This window comes from Streptomyces sp. NEAU-sy36 (assembly GCF_013423905.1).
GTDB classification, from domain to species: domain Bacteria; phylum Actinomycetota; class Actinomycetes; order Streptomycetales; family Streptomycetaceae; genus Streptomyces; species Streptomyces misionensis.
Map to the genome: position 1 here is coordinate 1,085,346 of NZ_CP058977.1, position 18,502 is coordinate 1,103,847.

The following is an 18,502-nucleotide window of genomic DNA, read 5'->3' on the forward strand; positions in this document are numbered from 1 at the left end:
GCCGGGCCGCCCGAAAGACGCAGAGTCATGAACACCACCCCCGCCCCCGACTACTACCGCGACCAGCAGGCCTGGCGCGACCTCCAGCAGTTCCTGCCCGAGCGCCTGCGGCTGACCGACGCCACCGCGCCCGAGGAGGACTTCTGGGACTGGCGCGGCCACCACGTCCACCTCGACCGCTACCGCAACCCCGACGCGAAGGCCAAGGTCGTCCTGCACCACGGCGTGGGCACCAACGGCCGCCAGATGTCCCTGATCCTCGGCGCCCCGCTCGCCCGACGCGGCTTCGAGACCGTCGCCCTGGACAACCTCGGCTACGGCCTCACCAAGGTCAGGCCCGGCACCACACCCTCCTACGACGACTGGGTCGACCTCGTCGTCGACTTCCTCGCCTTCGAGCAGTCCCGCGACGACCGCCCCATCGTGCTGTACGGGCTGAGCGCCGGCGGCATGCTCACCTACCACGTCGCCGCCAAGGCTCCCCGCGGCACCCTGCGCGGCATCGTCGGCATGACCTTCCTCGACCAGCGCGACCAGCAGGTGCGCGACGAGACCTCCCACGACAAGCTCACCGCCCGCGTCGGCGTCCCCCTCATGGGCCTGCTCGCGAAGACCCCGGCCGCCTCCGCCAAGTACCCGATGAGCCTCGCCTCCAAGATGTCCGCGCTCGCCAACAACCCGGACGCCATGAAAGTCCTCATGAAGGACCGCACCTCCGCCGCCAACTGGGTCAGCGTCCGCTTCCTCGACAGCTACGCGACCTGCGTCCCGGCCGTCGAACCGCCCGACTTCGACGCCTGCCCCGTCCTGCTCACCCAGCCCGCCGAGGACCGCTGGACCCCCCACCACCTCAGCGTCCCCGTCCTGTCCCGCATCACGAAGGTCCCGGTCGACACCGTCATGCTGGAGAACGCCGGCCACTACCCCCTCGAAGACCCCGGCCTCCAGCAGATGGAAGACGCCATCGCCGACTTCGTCACCAAGAACACCGCCTGACCGGCCCCGGTCCGACCCCGGGCCGTCGCCGGCGGACCGCCTCACGCCCGTCGGGCCCATACGATCGCACCCTCTGCCTCGGCGAGAGCCAGGTCCCGTCCCGCTGCCATCGGCGAAACAGGTCGCAGACCCGGCCCCACGGCCCGTACCCGGCGGGCGCGTCTCGCCATGGCACACCGGTCCGGATCCGGAACCGAATGCCGTCGATCAGCCGACTGCCAGGGCCTTTGCGGGGCCTAGACTCTCCGTCATGGCGTTCATGAGCACTCCGCACTGCTGCTTCCTCTGACCGAGGGCCGCGAGGGCGATGCCGGACGGCATCGCCCTCCTCGGCGTGCCCGTCGGCCTGGACCCGCGGGCACATCCCCTCCCCATCGGTCCGCCAGGAGTGCCTGCTCATGCCCCCGTCGTATCCCCCTGCCCTCATACCGCTCCTCCCCCTGCTGCGCTGCCCCGCCTGCGGCGCGCCCCGCCTGAGTCCCGCCCGCGGTGCCCTGCGCTGCCCGGCCGGGCACGCCTTCGACATCGCCCGCCACGGCTACGTCGCCCTCCTCACCGGAGCCCGCGCCACCAGCGGCGACGACGCACCCATGGTCCGCGCCAGGCAGCGGTTCCTGGCCGCCGGCGGGTACGAGCCGATCCGCCGCGCGGTGGCCCGGCTGGCCGCCGCCCGGCCGACGGGGCCGGGCACCGTCCTGGACGCCGGCTGCGGCACCGGCTATTACCTCGCCGGAGTCCTCGACCGGCTGCCCGGCGCGCACGGACTGGGCCTCGACTCCTCGGCGCGCGCCCTGCGTTCGGCCGCCCGGGCGCACGACCGGGCCGCCGCGGCGAGCTGGGACCTCTTCCGGCCCCTCCCGCTCGCCGACCGGGCGGCGGACGTGGTGCTGGACGTGTTCGCCCCGCGCAACCCCGGGGAGTTCCACCGGGTGCTGCGTCCGGGCGGCCGGCTGGTCGTCGTACGGCCCACCGCGCGGCACCTGGCCGAGCTGCTTTGCCGGCTGCCCGGGGCGGTCGCGGTCGACCCGTACAAGGAGCGGCGGCTGCACCGGACGCTGGACCCCTTCTTCGAGGCCACCCGCACCGAACGGGTCGAGTACGGGCTGCCCCTCGACGCGGAGCGGGCCGCCGACCTGGTCGGGATGACGCCGAGCGCCCGCCACCTGGACGCGGCCGGCGCCGGGAGCGGGGCCGGCCGCGTCACCGTCTCCGTCCTCGCGACCGTCTACCGGCGCCGCCCCGGACCGGTCAGCCCCGCCGCACCTCGTACAGGAAGCAGCCGTACTCCACCGCCCTGACGTGCACCAGTGCCACCTCCGGGTCCTCGAAGGCGGCCGTGAGGGCGGCGTGGAAGCCGTCCTGGACCAACCGGCCGCCGAGGATGCGGCCCTCGGCGGAGTAACGGCGGAGGACCCGGTGGGAGTTGTCGAAGGGGAGGCCCGGCCCCGCCCAGCCCGGGCACTCCCCGGCGTGGACGAAGACCGGTCCCTGCTCGTCGTCGGCGCCGGGGCGGGCGCCGGTCGCGGCCGCCCAGCGGCGCAGCGGCGCGTACGAGACCAGGGCGATGCGCTCGCCCGGCGCGCTGCGGCGCAGGCAGCAGCGCAGCGGGGCGCCGCCCTCCTCGTCGGTGTACGGGACCGCGGGGCGGCCCGCGTCGTCCGCCGTCCGCAGGGCGCGCAGGGTGTCGGCGGGTACGGGGCACACGGTGTAGGTCGTCATGAGTTCACCCTCCGCCGACGGCGCCCGCGTCACCGGCGGGATACGGACATCGCCTTCCCGCCAGGTGGCATGGAAGGATGGCGCAACCCACACATAACGAGGAGATGACCGCGTGCCTGGCACAAACCTGACTCGCGAAGAGGCGCAGCAGCGGGCCGAGCTGCTCACCGTTGACTCGTACGAGATCGATCTCGACCTCTCCGGCGCGCAGGAGGGCGGTACCTACCGGTCCGTGACCACGGTGCGCTTCGACGTCGCCCGCGGCGGGGCGGAGACCTTCATCGACCTGGTGGCCCCGGCCGTCCACGAGGTGGTGCTCAACGGCGACCGGCTGGAGCCCGCCGAGGTCTTCGCCGACTCGCGGATCGCGCTGCCCGGCCTGCTGGAGGGCCGCAACGTCCTGCGGGTCGTCGCCGACTGCGCGTACACCAACACCGGCGAGGGCCTGCACCGCTTCGTCGACCCGGTGGACGAGCAGGCGTACCTGTACACCCAGTTCGAGGTGCCGGACGCCCGCCGGGTCTTCGCCTCCTTCGAGCAGCCGGACCTCAAGGCCACCTTCCAGTTCACCGTGAAGGCGCCCGCGGGCTGGACGGTGATCTCCAACTCGCCGACCCCCGAGCCGCAGGACGACGTCTGGACGTTCGCGCCGACCCCGCGCATCTCGACGTACATCACCGCGCTGATCGCCGGCCCGTACCACGCCGTGCACAGCGTCTACGAGAAGGACGGGCAGCGGGTGCCGCTCGGCATCTACTGCCGTCCCTCGCTCGCCGAGTTCCTGGACGCGGACGCCATCTTCGAGGTCACCCGGCAGGGCTTCGACTGGTTCCAGGAGAAGTTCGACCACGCGTACCCGTTCGAGAAGTACGACCAGCTCTTCGTGCCCGAGTTCAACGCGGGAGCCATGGAGAACGCGGGCGCGGTCACCATCCGCGACCAGTACGTCTTCCGGTCCAAGGTGACCGACGCGGCGTACGAGGTGCGCGCGGAGACGATCCTGCACGAGCTGGCCCACATGTGGTTCGGCGACCTGGTCACCATGGAGTGGTGGAACGACCTGTGGCTGAACGAGTCGTTCGCCACCTTCACCTCCATCGCCTGCCAGGCGGCGGCGCCCGGCTCGCGCTGGCCGCACTCGTGGACCACGTTCGCCAACTCCATGAAGACCTGGGCGTACCGGCAGGACCAGCTGCCCTCCACGCACCCGATCATGGCGGACATCCGCGACCTGGACGACGTCCTCGTCAACTTCGACGGCATCACCTACGCCAAGGGCGCCTCCGTCCTCAAGCAGCTGGTGGCGTACGTCGGCGAGGACGAGTTCTTCAAGGGCGTGCAGGCGTACTTCAAGCGGCACGCGTTCGGCAACACGCGCCTGTCCGACCTGCTGGGCGCCCTTGAGGAGACCTCCGGCCGCGATCTGAAGACCTGGTCGAAGAAGTGGCTGGAGACCGCCGGGATCAACGTCCTGCGGCCCGAGATCGCCACCGACGCCGAGGGTGTCGTCACCTCCTTCGCCGTCCGCCAGGAGGCCCCCGCGCTGCCCGCGGGCGCCAAGGGCGAGCCGGTGCTGCGCCCGCACCGCATCGCCATCGGCCTCTACGACCTCGACGCCGACGGCAAGCTGGTGCGCACCGAGCGCGTGGAGCTGGACGTCGACGGCGAGCTGACCGCCGTACCGCAGCTGACCGGCAAGCGCCGGCCGGCCGTGATCCTGCTCAACGACGACGACCTGTCGTACGCCAAGGTCCGCCTGGACGAGCAGTCCCTCGCGGTCGTCACCGAGCACCTCGGCGACTTCACCGAGTCCCTGCCGCGCGCCCTGTGCTGGGCCTCCGCCTGGGACATGACGCGGGACGCCGAGCTGGCCACCCGCGACTACCTCTCGCTGGTGCTGTCCGGCATCGGCAAGGAGTCCGACATCGGCGTGGTGCAGTCGCTGCACCGCCAGGTGAAGCTGGCCATCGACCTGTACGCCGACCCGGCCGCCCGCGAGGCCCTGCTCACCCGCTGGACCGACGCCACGCTCGCGCACCTGCGCGCGGCCGAGGCGGGCAGCGACCACCAGCTGGCCTGGGCGCGGGCGTTCGCGGCGACCGCGCGCACCCCGGAGCAGCTGGACCTGCTGGAGGCCCTGCTGGACGGCTCGCAGAGCATCGAGGGCCTGGCCGTGGACACCGAGCTGCGCTGGGCTTTCGTGGAGCGGCTGGCCGCGGTGGGCCGGTTCGACGAGGCGGAGATCGCCGCCGAGTACGAGCGGGACAAGACCGCGGCCGGCGAGCGGCACGCGGCCACCGCGCGCGCGGCCCGGCCGACCGAGGAGGCGAAGGCGGAGGCCTGGTCGTCGGTGGTCGACTCCGACAAGCTGCCCAACGCGGTGCAGGAGGCCGTGATCGGCGGCTTCGTCCAGACCGACCAGCGTGAGCTGCTGGCGCCCTACACCGAGCGGTACTTCGAGATCGTCAAGGACGCCTGGGACTCCCGCTCGCACGAGATCGCCCAGCAGATCGCCATCGGCCTCTACCCGTCGCTCCAGGTCTCCCAGGAGACCCTGGACCGGACGGACGCCTGGCTGGCGGCGGCCGAGCCGGGCGCGGCCCTGCGCCGCCTGGTCTCCGAGTCCCGCGCGGGCATCGAGCGCGCCCTGAAGGCGCAGGCCGCGGACGCGGCCGAGTAGCACGCGGTACCCGAAGGGGCGCCCGGCGGATCGCCGGGCGCCCCTTTCGCGTGTCCGGCGGGAAGGCGCCGGGGGCAGGGAAAAGGGCGGCCACGCGTCCGTGGCCGCCCTTTCGGGTCAGGCGGAGAGTTCCGCCGCCACCAGTTCCGCCAGCTGCACGGCGTTCAGCGCCGCGCCCTTGCGTAGGTTGTCGTTGGAGACGAAGAGGGCGAGCCCGTTGTCCACCGTCTCGTCGGCGCGGACGCGGCCGACGTACGAGGGGTCCTGGCCGGCCGCCTGGAGCGGGGTCGGGATGTCGGACAGGGCGACGCCCGGGGCCTTGGCCAGCAGTTCGGTGGCGCGCTCGGGGGAGAGCGGGCGGGCGAAGCGGGCGTTGATCTGGAGGGAGTGGCCGGTGAAGACCGGTACGCGCACGCAGGTGCCGGAGACCTTGAGACCGGGGATCTCCAGGATCTTGCGGGACTCGTTGCGCAGCTTCTGCTCCTCGTCGGTCTCGTTCAGACCGTCGTCCACGATCGAGCCGGCCAGCGGGAGCACGTTGAAGGCGATGGTGCGCCGGTAGACGTTCGGCTCGGGGAAGTCGACCGCCTGCCCGTCGTGGGTCAGCTTGTCGGCCTCCGCGGCCACCTTCTGGACCTGGCCGTGCAGCTCGGCCACGCCCGCGAGACCCGACCCGGACACCGCCTGGTAGGTGGCGACGACCAGGGCTTCCAGGCCCGCCTCCTCGTGCAGCGGCTTGAGGACCGGCATCGCGGCCATCGTGGTGCAGTTCGGGTTGGCGATGATGCCCTTGGGGCGGTCGGCGATCGCGTGCGGGTTCACCTCGGCGACGACCAGCGGCACCTCGGGGTCGCGGCGCCAGGCCGAGGAGTTGTCGATCACGACGGCGCCCTGCGAGGCGACCTTTTCGGCCAGCGCCTTGGAGGTCGCGCCGCCCGCCGAGAAGAGCACGATGTCGAGGCCGGAGTAGTCGGCGGCCGACGCGTCCTCCACCTTCACGCCGTCCAGCACCGTGCCGGCCGAGCGGGCCGAGGCGAACAGCCGCAGCTGCGTGACCGGGAAGTTGCGCTCCACGAGGATCCTGCGCATGACCGTGCCGACCTGACCGGTGGCTCCGACGATTCCGACCCTCACGACGACTCCCTCTGTCCGACTGTGCCTGGCCCCGGGGCTGACCGGGGCGTTTCCATGATGCGGCCGACCCCGGCCCACCTGTCCAATTCTTTGCGACATGTGCCCGAGGAGTGGACGTGCCCGCAAGGGTGCCTCACCGGGTGCCCGCGCCGCACGCCGTGCTGCCCAGCCCCCTGCCCGGCCGGGACACGGTCATACGGACGTGTGACGCACGCCTCTGCCGCCCCGGCGCCGGGCGCCCCCTGCCCCGGCAGGTGAACGGGGAATGACCGTGTCCGGGCCGCCCGCGATCCGCTCCGTGACCACGTGCCGTACCCGGTGATCCACGTACCGTGATCGGCGCCCCGCGTTGCCGCCTCGTTCACTCCGGGGCCACCCCCGCTGCCGACGATCCCCCTTGAGCGGGGCGTACGCGTACGCGGCGGCCCGCGACCACTGCCGACGCGTTCGCACCCGGGGAGATCGCGCATGTCGCGCACACGCTCTGTCGCCGCCTCCGCCGCGGGGGTCAGCCGCCGCACCGTCCTCGCCGCCGCCGGAGCGGTCTCGCTCTCCGCGGGCGTCGGCTACGCCCTGCGCCCCACCGCCAGCGAGGCCGCCACCACCGCCCCCGCCCCGCGGACGCCCGCCGCCGGGTCCCGGGGGCCGGCCGCTCCGCTCGCCCCCTCCACCAAGGGCACCACCCTCGACTCCGTCGCCACCCCGCGAGGCGCCTCCGGCTACCGGCGCCTCGGCGACGGGCCCGGCTGGCCCCGGGTGGTGCGCACCGAGCTGGCCGCCCCGAAGTCCGGGCGGGAGGCGCGCCGCACGACGCTCGCCGCGTTCGTGCAGTTCACCGATCTGCACCTGCAGGACGTGCAGCACCCGCTGCGCCTGGAGTACATGCGCGTCACCGACACCCACTCCTGGCGCCCGCACGAGGCGCTCACCGTGCCCGGCGCGGTCTCGCTGGTGGAGCGGGTGAACGCGCTGCGCGGCGGCCCGGTCACCGGCGCCCCGCTGGGGTTCGTCATGACCACCGGCGACAACACCGACAACAACGCCCACTCCGAACTGGAGTGGTTCATGAAGGTGATGAGCGGCGGCCGGATCACCCCCAACACCGGCGACCCCCGGTACTACGAGGGCGTGCAGAACAGCGGTCTGAAGATGTTCTGGCAGCCCGACTCCGACGTCCGCGACGGTGACAAGGCGCTCGGCTTCCCGCACCTGGACGGCTTCCTCGCCGCCGCCGTCCGCGAGGTGCGCAGCCCCGGCCTGGACGTGCCCTGGTACTCCACCGTCGGCAACCACGACGCCCTCCCGCTCGGCTGCTACGGCTCCCACGGCGACCCCTACCTCGCCGAGGCCGCGATCGGCGGCCGGAAGCTGTACGACGTCGCCCTCGCCGACGCCAAGAAGCTCCAGGCCGCCATCAAGAACGGCACGGACCCCGCGGCCGTCGGCTACCGCGACTTCCTCAAGGCCCACGCGAGCGGCATGCGGGCGGTCACGGCGGACGAGAAGCGCGCCCCCTACACCCGGTCCGACTACCTCAAGGCCCATCTGGACCCCGCCTACCAGGGCCACGGCCCGGCCGGGCACGGCTACTCCGCGGCGAACCTCGACGCGGGCACCCAGTACTACGCCTTCCGGATCTCGGACGACGTCATCGGCATCAGCCTCGACACCACCGACCCCGGCGGCCACTACCAGGGCTCGATCGGCACCGCCCAGCTGAAGTGGCTGGACCGGACGCTGCGGGAGAACAGGGACTCCCACGCCGTCGTCTTCAGCCACCACACCAGCAAGTCCATGGACAACACCCGCCCCGACCCGGACCGCCCCGGCGAGAAGCGGCACGGCGGCGCCGAGGTGGTCACGCTGCTGTCCCGCCACGCCAACGTGCTGGCCTGGGTGAACGGGCACATCCACCGCAACGTCGTCACCCCGCACCGCACCGGCGGCGGCCGCTCGTTCTGGGAGATCTCCACCGCCTCGCACGTCGACCACCCCCACCTCGCCAGGATCATCGAGCTGACCGACAACAAGGACGGCACGATCTCCCTGTTCACCACCCTGATCGAGTCCGCGGCCCCGCACCGCACCGATTTCGCCGACCTCTCCCAGACCGGACTCGCCGCGCTCTACCGGGAGCTGGCGTTCAACGCCCCCGGGGCGAGCCCCGACCTCGCGGGCACCGCGGCCGACCGCAACACCGAACTGGTGCTGGAAAAGGGCTGACCCGAGGCCGTCCGGAGCGGTGCCGGGCAACCTTCGGGCACCCGGCACCGGTATCTTCCCCCGACAGCGCACATCACCGGTTGGGGGAAGACATGGCGGCACGCACGGTCCTGCTGGGCGCCACCGCCCTGCTCCTGACGGCGGCCCTGACCACCCCGGCCCTCGCCACCCACGCCCACCACGCCTCCCGCCCCGCCGGGGCGCGCTCCGCCGACGCGCACTCCGCCACCCGCAGGGCCGTCGAGGCCGCCGTCGCGGCCGGGGTCCCCGGTGTGACGGTCACCGTGCGCGACCCCCGCGGGACCTGGTCCGCGACCGCCGGCACCGGCGACCTGCGCACCGGTGAACCGCGCTCGCCGCGGGACCGGTACCGCATCGGCAGCATGACCAAGACCTTCGTCGCCACCGTGCTGCTCCAACTGGAGGCGGAGGGGCGGCTGTCCCTGGACGACACCGTGGACAAGTGGCTGCCGGGGCTCGTGCGGGGGCACGGCAACGACGGCCGCCGCATCACCCTGCGCCGGCTCCTCGACCACACCAGCGGCCTGCCGAACTACACGGAGGACGAGGAGTTCCGCGCCGCGCACCTCACCGAGAACGGCTTCCGGCGGCACCGTTACGACACCCTCACCCTGAGCGAGCTGGTGGCCATCGCCCTGCGGCACGCGCCGGACTTCGCGCCCGGCACCTCCTGGCACTACTCCAACACCAACTACGTCGTCGCCGGGATGGTCGTCGAGAAGGTGACGGGACACTCGTACGCCACCGAGATCACCCGTCGCGTCATCGAGCCGCTGGGCCTGCGGGCCACGTCCCTGCCCGGCACGGAGGTCACCCTCCCGCGCCCAAGCGGCCGGGCCTACTCGACGTTCGACGACCCGGCGGGACCGGTGTACGACGTCACCGACCTCGACCCCTCCCTCGCCGGTTCCTCGGGCGAGGTGATCTCCGACTCGGCCGACCTGGACCGCTTCTACGGCGCCCTGCTGGGCGGACGGCTGCTTCCCGCCCGCCAACTGGCGGAGATGCGGACCACGGTCGCGATCGACGGCGTCCCGGACGTCCGCTACGGCCTCGGCCTCATGGACCGCAGGCTCGGCTGCGGCGTGCACGTCTGGACCCACACCGGCGACATCCTCGGCTCCACCTCCGTCGCGGCGGCCACCGCCGACGGCCGCCATGTGCTGGCGCTGAACTTCAACAGCGACTGGGCCGGGGACACGGACGCGGTGGTCGAGGCCGAGTTCTGCGGCGACTAGGGCCTCTCGTCTGGATCATGCCGGGCTCGCGGGGTCTGGCACGCACATCTGCGGCGTTGTCGTCGGTCGCCAACGCTCCGCGTTGACTCCCTCCTCCGCCTTGCATCTGCACGCACCAGACCCCGCTCCCTGATCCGGCCTGATCCAAACGAAAGACCCTAGATGTGCTGTTCGGACAGGTTGGTGACGCGGCTGGCTGGTGGGTAACCGCTGATGCCGGTGTGGGGTCGGTGGTAGTTGTACCAGTCCAGCCAGTCGGGAAACGCGGCCTGCCGTTCGGCGTCTGAGGTGTAGGGCCGGATGTAGGCCCACTCGTCGAGCAGGGTGCGGTGGAAGCGTTCGACCTTGCCGTTGGTCTGCGGTCGCCAGGGCCTGGTCCAGCGGGGCCTGATGCCCAGCTCGCGGCAGGTGTCGCGCCATGTGTTCTTCGTGTAGGCCCAGGCGTTGTCCGTCAGGACGCGTTCGACGGTGACGCCCCGCTGGGCGAACCAGGCCGTTGCCCGGGTGAGGAAGGCGGCGCAGGTCGCGGCCTTTTCGTCGGGCAGGTCTTCGGTGTAGGCCAGGCGGGTGTGGTCGTCCAGGGCGGTGTGCAGGTAGGCGTATCCGGTGCCGCTGCGGCGGTCCTGGTTGGCCCGGCCGGCCGCGCGGCCGAGGAATTTGTGGCCGCCCCCGTCGGGGATGCGGCCGAGTTTCTTGACGTCGATGTGGACCAGTTCGCCGGGCCGGGCCCGTTCGTAGCGGCGCACGGGCTCGCCGGTGGACCGGTCGCAGGCGGCCAGAGCCGGCAGGCCGTGCCGGACCAGGATGCGGTGGGCGGTAGAGGTGGCGATACCGGTTCGGGCCGCGAGTCGCAGCGGGCCGATGCGGTGTTCGCGCCGCAGCCGCACGACCTGTGCCTCGATGGCGGCCGGGGTCCGGTGGGGTTGACGGTGCGGGCGGCTGGAGCGGTCGTGCATGCCTTCGGCGCCCAGCTGCCGGTAGCGGCCTGCCCAGCGGGCGGCGGTGGTGTGGCTGACCTGGAAGCGTTCCGCGGCCCTGCGCAGCGGCCAGCCGTCGTCCACGACACACCGGGCCAGCCGCAGCCTGCCGGTCGGGGTCAGCGGGGCATTACGGTGGGACACGAGGGCCTCCTGGACGTCGGTGCAGACTTCGCAATCCACACCGAACCCAGAAGGCCCTCACCTGTTCAAGCACCCAGCCCGCGTGTCACCAACGTCCCGGGACAACACACCTAGACCCGCGTCCGGTCACGCGGGGCCGGCGGCGGACGCGGGTCCGCGGATATATACTTTCCATATGCATGTTTCTTCCGGTGGTGCCGGCGCCCCGCCGGACGAGCCGGATCAGGACGCCGAACGCCGTATCCAGAGCGCCGCCCAGGGCATGCTGCGCGACCTCGCCAGGCTGACCCAGGCGCTGTTCCGGGCCGGGGAGTACGGCCTGACCCGTACCGAGGCGTCCCTGCTCGCCGCACTGGAGACCACGCCCCGGCGCGTCACCGAACTCGCGGCGCGCACCGGACTGGTGCAGCCCCGGGTCACGGTGCTGCTGCAGAAGCTGGAGGACCAGGGGCTGGTCGAGCGCCGCCGCTCCACGGCGGACCGCCGCGTGGTGGAGACGACCCTCACCCCCGGCGGACGCCGCCTGCTCGAACAGGCCCGGCAGCGGATGGCCGCAGCCCTGTTGGACGCCCTGCACAGCCCGACCGTCGAAGAATGCGAGCGCACGGTGTACGCCGCGCGGCAGGCCGTCGCCACGCTCGCCGAAGCCATGGAACCGGAGGCCACTTGACCCGCCCAGGAACCGCCCGGCAGGAAGCCGATCCCGCCCCGGCCGTGACACCGGCCGAAGCCGTGCCCATCGGCGTGGCCCCCAGACGGGTGGCCGGCCGCTACCGGTGGTGGGACCGCGTGCTGGTCGCGGACCCTGGACTGGGACAGCTCCAGGCGGGCTGGCGGACGCTGGTGACGATGGTCACCTCGCTGGCGGTCGGCTACGGCCTGTCGCACGCCCTCGCCGTTCCCCCGATGATCGGCATGATGGTCGGCGGGATGATGGGCCTGATGAACGGCTTCGCGGTGACCGGCAACAGCTGGGACAAGATAGCGAAGTCCAGTCTCTGGATGCCGTTCCCCTACACCTTGGTGCTCTGGGTGGCCGCGAGCCTGAGCGGCCACCGCACGCTGGAGATCGGCCTCAACGTCGTCGCGCTCGCCGTGACCTTCCTGCTCGCCCGGTTCGGTCAGCTGGCGCTGCTCACCGGCATGATGATGTTCAACGGGCTGATGGTGGGCACCATCGCGGGCATCCCCTCCGCCATGGTGGGCAAGGCGTTCGTGATCGCCCTGGTCTCCGCCGCGGCGGTGCTGGCCGCCCGGCTCCTGCTGTGCTACCCGATGCCCAGGGAGGACCTGCTGCGCACCCAGCGGGCCTTCGTCCTGGAGGCCCGCCGGCTGGTCGACATCACCGTCGACGCGCTCGACCCCGACGCCTCCCCGAAGCGGGCGGAGCGCCGGATGAACCGCTCGCTGCGCCGCCTGAACCTGGTCACCCTCACCATCGACGCCCGCCTCGCCCAGCCCGAGGCCGCCACCGACCCCGTGGTGGCGGAGCTGCTGCACCGGCATCTGTTCGACGCGGAACTCGCGCTGCGCGGCATCAGCCAGGCGGTCCAGGTGCTCACCACGCAGTCGCCGCCCGAAGAGCTGCGCCAGTGCCTGGCGGTGGGCCTGCTGCTGGCCCGCGACACCCCGCCCGCCGAGGCCGACGGGCTGCGGCCCGCCGTGCGGACCATCCGGGAGCGGGCCGACGCGATCCTGCACGACCCGCGGGCCGCCGCCCACGACGCCGAGTCCGCGGCCCTCGTCCGCCGGGTCGCCGAACTCCTCGAATCCCTGGCCGACTCCCTCTCCGGCTGGCTGGCCCTCGGCCGGCGCACGTCCGACAGCCCCGCCGCGGTGCCCTTCGAACCGGCCGTGGCGCTGGAGAACGACCGCATCCCCGGCTCGGCCGCGCCGATGCGGCGCGTGCTCACCGCGCGCACGCAGAGCGGCTGGCAGCGGGTCGTGCCCTTCGTGCGGGCCCCGCTGCACGCGGGAGTGGCCGCCGCGATCGCCTGTCCCATCGCCGACGCCATCGACCCGCGGCGCTTCTACTGGGGCCTGGTCGGCGTGATGATCACGCTGTTCGGCACCAACACCACGCACGAACGGCTGCGCAAGTTCGGCCACCGCATGATCGGCACCGCCGCCGGCGCGATCATCGGGGTGCTCCTGCTCCACTGGGTCGGCCGCGACCACGTCTACTGGACGCTCACCGTCATCGTCCTCGGTCTCGCCCTCGGCTCCTGGGGCATGCAGCGCGCCTACGCCCTGTGGACCACCGGCCTGGTCGTCGCCCTCGTCCAGCTCTACGGCCTGACCACGCCGGACAGCAGGATGGACCACCTGCTCGGCGAACGCCTCCTGGACAACGGCATCGGCATCCTGGTGGCGGCCGCCTGCGCCGCGCTGATCTTCCCCCTGTCCACCCGGTCGATCGCCCGGGAGGCGGAACACGGCTACGTCCGGGCGGTCCAGAACCTGCTCATCCAGGTCTCGGCCCGCTGGGAGGAGCCGGACAGCCCGGTGCGGCTGCGAGGCGCGGCACGAGCCGTCGACGTCGCGCTGTTCGAGGTCGCGGAGGTCTCCCGGCCGCTGGTGCGCATGCCGATCGGGGTGCGCGGCCGCGGGCCGCTCAACCGGATGGCGCTGCTGACCACGGCCACGGGACACGCCCGGGCGCTGGCGTCCGCCGCGGACGTCGACATCGACCTCTCCCCGCGGCTGTCCGAGCGGCTCCAGCTCGTCACCCACACCTTCACCGACTCGCTGCGCGCCCTCGACCACCACCTCGTCAACGGCACCGCCCAGGGCGCCTGGCGCCCCGTCGGCCCCATGGTCCGGGAGTTGCAGGCCCAGGTGCGCCCGGCCGCGCCCGGCCCGCGCGCCCAGCGGCTGCGGACCGCCCTGCGCGAGCTGGAGGCACTGGACACGGCACTGGCCGCGTTCGCCGAGAAGAGCGGGCTGCCCGTGGCCCCCGGCACCGGCCGGGACGCCGGGCAGCCGTGCCCGGCCCGGCGGCCCGCGCCCGCCCCGGCGGTGGACGCCCCGGCGGCGGGCCGGGGCGGAACGCGCCTCGTGCGCACGCCGTCCGCCCAGGTCGCCGTCGCGGTGGGCCCCGGCACGGCCGGTCCCGCCACCGGTGCGGTCCGGACGCAGGGCGCGGCCGCGGCGCACCTCGCCGGCTCGGTGTCCTGCGCCGCCCATCCGGACGGCTGCCCCGGCGTCAGGGTCACCGTCATCAACTCCCGCGGCCAGCGGGTCGCCCAGACCCACGCCGACGCCGGCCGCTACCGGCTCGGCCTGCGGCCGGGCTCCCACACCCTGGTCGTGGCGGCGGCCGACCACCCCCCGCGCGCCCAGTCCGTCACGATCCACGCGGCGCGGGCGGACGTGCGGCTGGACATCCGGCTGTAGGCGGGCGCCGCGCTTCCCCGGCAGCCGAGGGGCCGGGGAAGCGCGGAGGCCCGGACTACCGGGGCAGGGCGACGACGTAGGCGGCCGGCTCCCCGTCGTCGGCCGCCATCAGGGCCGTACGGACCACCGCGGCCTGCTGGGCCATCGACTCCCTGAGCTTCGCCGGGGTCAGATGGACGACCGTGATCCCGAGCCGCTCCAGCCGCTCCCGCTTGTCCGCGTACCGCGCCCAGACGGCGTCCTCGCCGTCCCCGTGCCGGACGTCCAGCTCGACCGCGACCGCCTGGTCCGGCCAGTAGGCGTCCAGGGCGCCGAGCGAGGGGCCGCCGGGCAGCCGCAGGTCCACGTTCCACAGCGGGTCCGGCAGGCCGTACTCCCGGACCATCCGGTACAGCCGGCCCTCCGCGATCGACCGGCCCTCCGCGACCAGCGCCTCCACCGCGCCCACCACATGCGGCCGCCCGAGCAGCTTCGCCCGCGTCAGCTCCTGGACGACGGCGGCCGGTTCGCAGTGTCCCCCGCGCACCGCCTCGGTCAGCAGCCGCCGCACCGGCTCCGCGTCCCGCAGCCCGGCCACCGCGTCCGCGAGCGCCCTCGGCACCGGCGCCACCGGCAGCCCGGTCACCGTGCGCGGCTCGGGCACGTCCGCGCCGCGCACGATCCGGACGTAACCGGTGGAGCGCAGCCTGCGCTGCCGGGGCACCAGGACGTCGATGTGCTCCAGGGACGTCAGCGGCGGCGCGGCGTGGAAGCCGTACAGGGTGAGCGCCGCCAGTCCCGTGAGCATCGCGCCCGGGTACGGCGGCCGGTGCGCGTGCCTGGCCGTCGGCTGGAGGGGGACGCCCGGCGCGGGCTCGCGGGCCGCGTACAGCAGGGCGCCGCGCAGCCGCTCCTCGCTCGTCGGCGGTCCCGGGTGCAACAGGTGGACGTGTGGCAGCAGTTGGCGCCAGGGTCCGCCGGGGCGGGTCCGTGCGGACAGTTCGGCCGCGGTCACCCCGTGGGCGCGCAGCTGGGCCGTGGTCAGCACGCGGTGGTGGATGTCGTGGAGGTGGCCGAGGGGGCGGGGGGAGAGGGGGGTGTTGTGCGTCATGCCCTCGGGATGCCCACCCTTGGTCCCTCCTTTAACCGCTGTTACACGGTCGTCGAGAAATGCGGACAAGACGGCACTAAAGGTCAGGTGTTCGGATGCCGATCGGGCACCGGAAACCCCTGGTCGCCAGGGTGCGGACCAGGGGTTACGGCCGTCGGGGCACGAATCCGGTAACGGTCACCGACCGCCGAGGCTCGGGCCAAGGCTCATCGGGCGGCGGCCTCCGCGTCGCACGCCTGTCCGCGCAGCGCCCGTGCCAGGTCGTCCCGCGCCTCCAGCACCAGCCGCCGCAGCGCGGGCGCCGCGTCCTGGTGCGCCTGGAGCCACGCGTCCGTCGCCGCCAGCGTCTCGGGCCGGTCCTGGAGGGCCGGGAACAGCCCGCTGACCACGTCCATGCCGATCTGGATGGAACGCTCCCGCCACACCCGCTCGATGGCCGCGAAGTACTTCTGCGCGTACGGCGCGGTCAGCTCCCGCTGGGAGGGCTGGTCGAAGCCCGCGATCGTCGCCTCCACCAGCGCGTTGGACAGCGTGTCGGACTCCACGACCTGCTCCCACGCCCGCGCCTTGACCTCCGCCGACGGGCGGGCCGCCAGGCAGCGGACCTGGTGGCGCTTGCCGGACGCGGTGTCGTCGCGGGCCAGTTCGGCGGCGAGCAGCCGCTCGTCGGCCGCGCCGTGCGCGGCCAGCGGCTCCAGGAACGCCCACCGCAGCTCCTGGTCCACCTCCAGGCCCTCGATCGCCGTGGTGCCGTCCAGCAGCTCCCTCAGCAGCGCCAGGTCCGGCTCGGCCGACGCCGTCGAGGCGAAGAACCGCGCCCAGGCCAGCTGGTGCTCGCTGCCCGGCCCGGCCGCCCGCAGTTCCCGCAGCGCGCCCTCGGCGAGCAGCGCGCCGCCGGTCTCCCGCCAGTCGGGGGCCGCGTAGCGCTCCAGCGCCGAGTGCGCCCACGCGTGCAGCATCTGGAGCACGCCGATGTCCGACTCGCGGCCCGCGAAGCGCAGCACCAGGCCGATGAAGTCCCGGGCCGGCAGCAGCGCGTCCCGGGTCATGTTCCACAGCGCCGACCAGCACAGGGCCCGCGCCAGCGGGTCGGTCAGGTCGCCCAGGTGCTCCTGGAGCGTGGCCAGCGAACCGGCGTCGAAGCGGGTCTTGCAGTAGGTCAGGTCGTCGTCGTTGACCAGCACCAGGTCCGGGGCCTCGGCGCCGGCCAGCCCGGCCACGACCGTGCGCGGGCCGTCCACGTCCGTCTCCACCCGCGCGTACCGTTCGAGCGCGCCGCCCTCGGTGAGCCGGTACAGGCCCACCGCGATCCGGTGCGGCCGCAGTTCGGGATGGGTCTCGGGGGCCTCCTGCACCACCGCCAGCTCGGCGACACGCGAGTCCGCCAGGAGCACCTGCGGGGTCAGCGCGTTCACCCCGGCCGTCTCCAGCCAGGACCGCGACCACGCCGTCATGTCCCGGCCGCTGGTCTCGCCCAGCACCGACAGCAGGTCGTCCAGGCGGGTGTTGCCGTAGGCGTGCCGCTTGAAGTAGCGGCGGGCGCCCTCCAGGAACGCGTCCTGCCCGACGTACGCCACCAGCTGCTTGAGCACGGAGGCGCCCTTGGCGTAGGTGATGCCGTCGAAGTTCAGCTTGGCGTCCTGGAGGTCGCGGATGTCCGCCGTGATCGGGTGCGTGGACGGCAGCTGGTCCGCGCGGTACGCCCAGGCCTTGCGGCGGTTGGCGAAGGTGATCCAGGCGTCCTTGAAGCGGGTCGCGCCGACGTTGCCGAACGTGCCCATGAAGTCCGCGAAGGACTCCTTCAGCCACAGGTCGTCCCACCAGGCCATGGTGACCAGGTCGCCGAACCACATGTGCGCCATCTCGTGCAGGATCACGTTGGCGCGGGCCTCGTACGACGCCTGCGTCACCTTCCCGCGGAAGATGTACTCCTCGCGGAAGGTCACCAGGCCCGGGTTCTCCATCGCGCCCAGGTTGTACTCCGGCACGAACGCCTGGTCGTACTTGCCGAAGGGGTACGGGTAGTCGAAGTGCTCGTGGAAGAAGTCCAGGCCCTGCTTGGTGATCAGGAAGACGTCGTCGGCGTCGAAGTGCGGGGCGAGCCCCTTGCGGCACATCGCGCCCAGCGGGATCTCCAGCGTGGTGCCGTCCGCGAACGTACGGGAGTAGGTGTCCGTCACGTAGTGGTACGGGCCCGCCACCACGCAGGTGATGTACGTCGAGATCGGCTTGGTCTCCGCGAACCGCCAGACGCCGTCGGACAGTTCACCGGCGCCGTTGCTCCACACGGTCCAGCCCTCGGGTGCCCGCACCTCGAAGCGGAACGGCGCCTTGAGGTCGGGCTGCTCGAAGCCCGCGAACACCCGGCGGGAGTCGGCCGGCTCGTACTGCGTGTAGAGGTAGACCTCGCCGTCCTCCGGGTCCACGAAGCGGTGCAGGCCCTCGCCGGTGCGCGAGTAGGCGCACTGGGCGTCGACCACCAGCTCGTTCTCCGCGGCCAGGTCCTCCAGCGCGATCCGGGTGCCGTCGAAGACCTCGCTCGGGTCCAGGTCCTTGCCGTTGAGGGACACGGCGGTCACGCTCGGCGCGATCAGGTCGGCGAAACTGGACGCGCCCGGCTCGTTGCAGCGGAAGCGGAGGGTGGTCACCGAGCGGAAGGTGCGCGGCTCGCCGTTCCCGTCGCCGACGGCGGACCTGAGGTCCAGGGACACGTCGTATCCGTCGACGGACAGCAGGGCGGCCCGCTCCCGGGCCTCGTCGCGGGAAAGATTCTCACCGGGCACGGCGGCACTCCCTTGTGATCGCGTGAGTCATGGCTGAACAGCACCGATCCTGCCATGTGCTCCTGACGGGGCTCGGCGGGGAATGCCGCTCGCGGGGACGT

At 73.1% G+C, this 18,502-nt stretch carries 13 protein-coding genes; 7 read left to right on the forward strand and 6 right to left on the reverse strand.

The annotated features are described in order from the left end of the window. The first annotated feature begins 27 nt into the window (after positions 1–27). Positions 28–996 (forward strand): alpha/beta hydrolase, encoded by a 969-nt coding sequence (locus tag HZZ00_RS04885; RefSeq protein ID WP_180331055.1) that lies wholly within the window; start codon positions 28–30, stop codon positions 994–996. On the opposite strand, the gene HZZ00_RS38210 is transcribed toward HZZ00_RS04885, so the two are convergent. Next, positions 977–1,423, reverse strand: coding sequence for a transposase (locus HZZ00_RS38210; RefSeq protein WP_306856150.1), 447 nt, complete (start codon positions 1,421–1,423; stop codon positions 977–979). The genes HZZ00_RS04885 and HZZ00_RS38210 overlap by 20 nt on opposite strands. On the opposite strand from HZZ00_RS38210, the gene HZZ00_RS04895 reads away from it, so the two are divergent. Further along, positions 1,395–2,294 (forward strand): putative RNA methyltransferase, encoded by a 900-nt coding sequence (locus tag HZZ00_RS04895; protein WP_180331056.1) that lies wholly within the window; start codon positions 1,395–1,397, stop codon positions 2,292–2,294. The genes HZZ00_RS38210 and HZZ00_RS04895 overlap by 29 nt on opposite strands. On the opposite strand, the gene HZZ00_RS04900 is transcribed toward HZZ00_RS04895, so the two are convergent. Next, on the reverse strand, positions 2,245–2,715 hold the full coding sequence (locus tag HZZ00_RS04900) for a DUF1203 domain-containing protein (RefSeq protein ID WP_180331057.1): 471 nt from the start codon (positions 2,713–2,715) through the stop codon (positions 2,245–2,247). The genes HZZ00_RS04895 and HZZ00_RS04900 overlap by 50 nt on opposite strands. Before the next feature lie 112 nt (positions 2,716–2,827). Between HZZ00_RS04900 and pepN (HZZ00_RS04905) the strand changes: the two genes are divergently transcribed. Further along, a complete protein-coding gene (pepN, locus tag HZZ00_RS04905; protein ID WP_180331058.1) occupies positions 2,828–5,395 on the forward strand; it encodes an aminopeptidase N in 2,568 nt (855 codons plus the stop codon). 117 nt (positions 5,396–5,512) lie between these two features. Here pepN (HZZ00_RS04905) and HZZ00_RS04910 read toward each other — a convergent pair whose 3' ends face one another. Then, the gene (locus HZZ00_RS04910; protein WP_180331059.1) at positions 5,513–6,529 is read right to left on the reverse strand and encodes an aspartate-semialdehyde dehydrogenase; all 1,017 of its coding nucleotides are present in this window, start codon (positions 6,527–6,529) and stop codon (positions 5,513–5,515) included. Positions 6,530–6,997: 468 nt separating this feature from the next. On the opposite strand from HZZ00_RS04910, the gene HZZ00_RS04915 reads away from it, so the two are divergent. Beyond that, complete coding sequence (locus HZZ00_RS04915) at positions 6,998–8,752, forward strand: TIGR03767 family metallophosphoesterase (RefSeq protein ID WP_180331060.1); 1,755 nt, start codon at positions 6,998–7,000, stop codon at positions 8,750–8,752. 92 nt (positions 8,753–8,844) lie between these two features. After that, positions 8,845–10,011: a serine hydrolase gene (locus HZZ00_RS04920; RefSeq protein WP_180331061.1), complete on the forward strand. Its 1,167-nt coding sequence runs from the start codon at positions 8,845–8,847 to the stop codon at positions 10,009–10,011. A 158-nt stretch (positions 10,012–10,169) separates the two neighbouring features. Here HZZ00_RS04920 and HZZ00_RS04925 read toward each other — a convergent pair whose 3' ends face one another. Further along, on the reverse strand, positions 10,170–11,132 hold the full coding sequence (locus HZZ00_RS04925; RefSeq protein WP_180331062.1) for an IS481 family transposase: 963 nt from the start codon (positions 11,130–11,132) through the stop codon (positions 10,170–10,172). A 175-nt stretch (positions 11,133–11,307) separates the two neighbouring features. Here HZZ00_RS04925 and HZZ00_RS04930 point away from each other — a divergent pair, with 175 nt between their 5' ends. Together HZZ00_RS04930 and HZZ00_RS04935 are read left to right on the forward strand one after the other, a co-directional pair. Further along, positions 11,308–11,802: a MarR family winged helix-turn-helix transcriptional regulator gene (locus tag HZZ00_RS04930; protein ID WP_180331063.1), complete on the forward strand. Its 495-nt coding sequence runs from the start codon at positions 11,308–11,310 to the stop codon at positions 11,800–11,802. Beyond that, positions 11,799–14,528, forward strand: coding sequence for an FUSC family protein (locus HZZ00_RS04935; RefSeq protein ID WP_257585656.1), 2,730 nt, complete (start codon positions 11,799–11,801; stop codon positions 14,526–14,528). Before HZZ00_RS04930 ends, HZZ00_RS04935 begins: the two co-directional genes overlap by 4 nt. Positions 14,529–14,583: 55 nt before the next feature. Here HZZ00_RS04935 and HZZ00_RS04940 read toward each other — a convergent pair whose 3' ends face one another. After that, positions 14,584–15,618: a hypothetical protein gene (locus HZZ00_RS04940; RefSeq protein ID WP_180331065.1), complete on the reverse strand. Its 1,035-nt coding sequence runs from the start codon at positions 15,616–15,618 to the stop codon at positions 14,584–14,586. Between the two features lie 206 nt (positions 15,619–15,824). Then, complete coding sequence (pepN, locus tag HZZ00_RS04945) at positions 15,825–18,401, reverse strand: aminopeptidase N (protein ID WP_180331066.1); 2,577 nt, start codon at positions 18,399–18,401, stop codon at positions 15,825–15,827. Between the last annotated feature and the right edge of the window lie 101 nt (positions 18,402–18,502).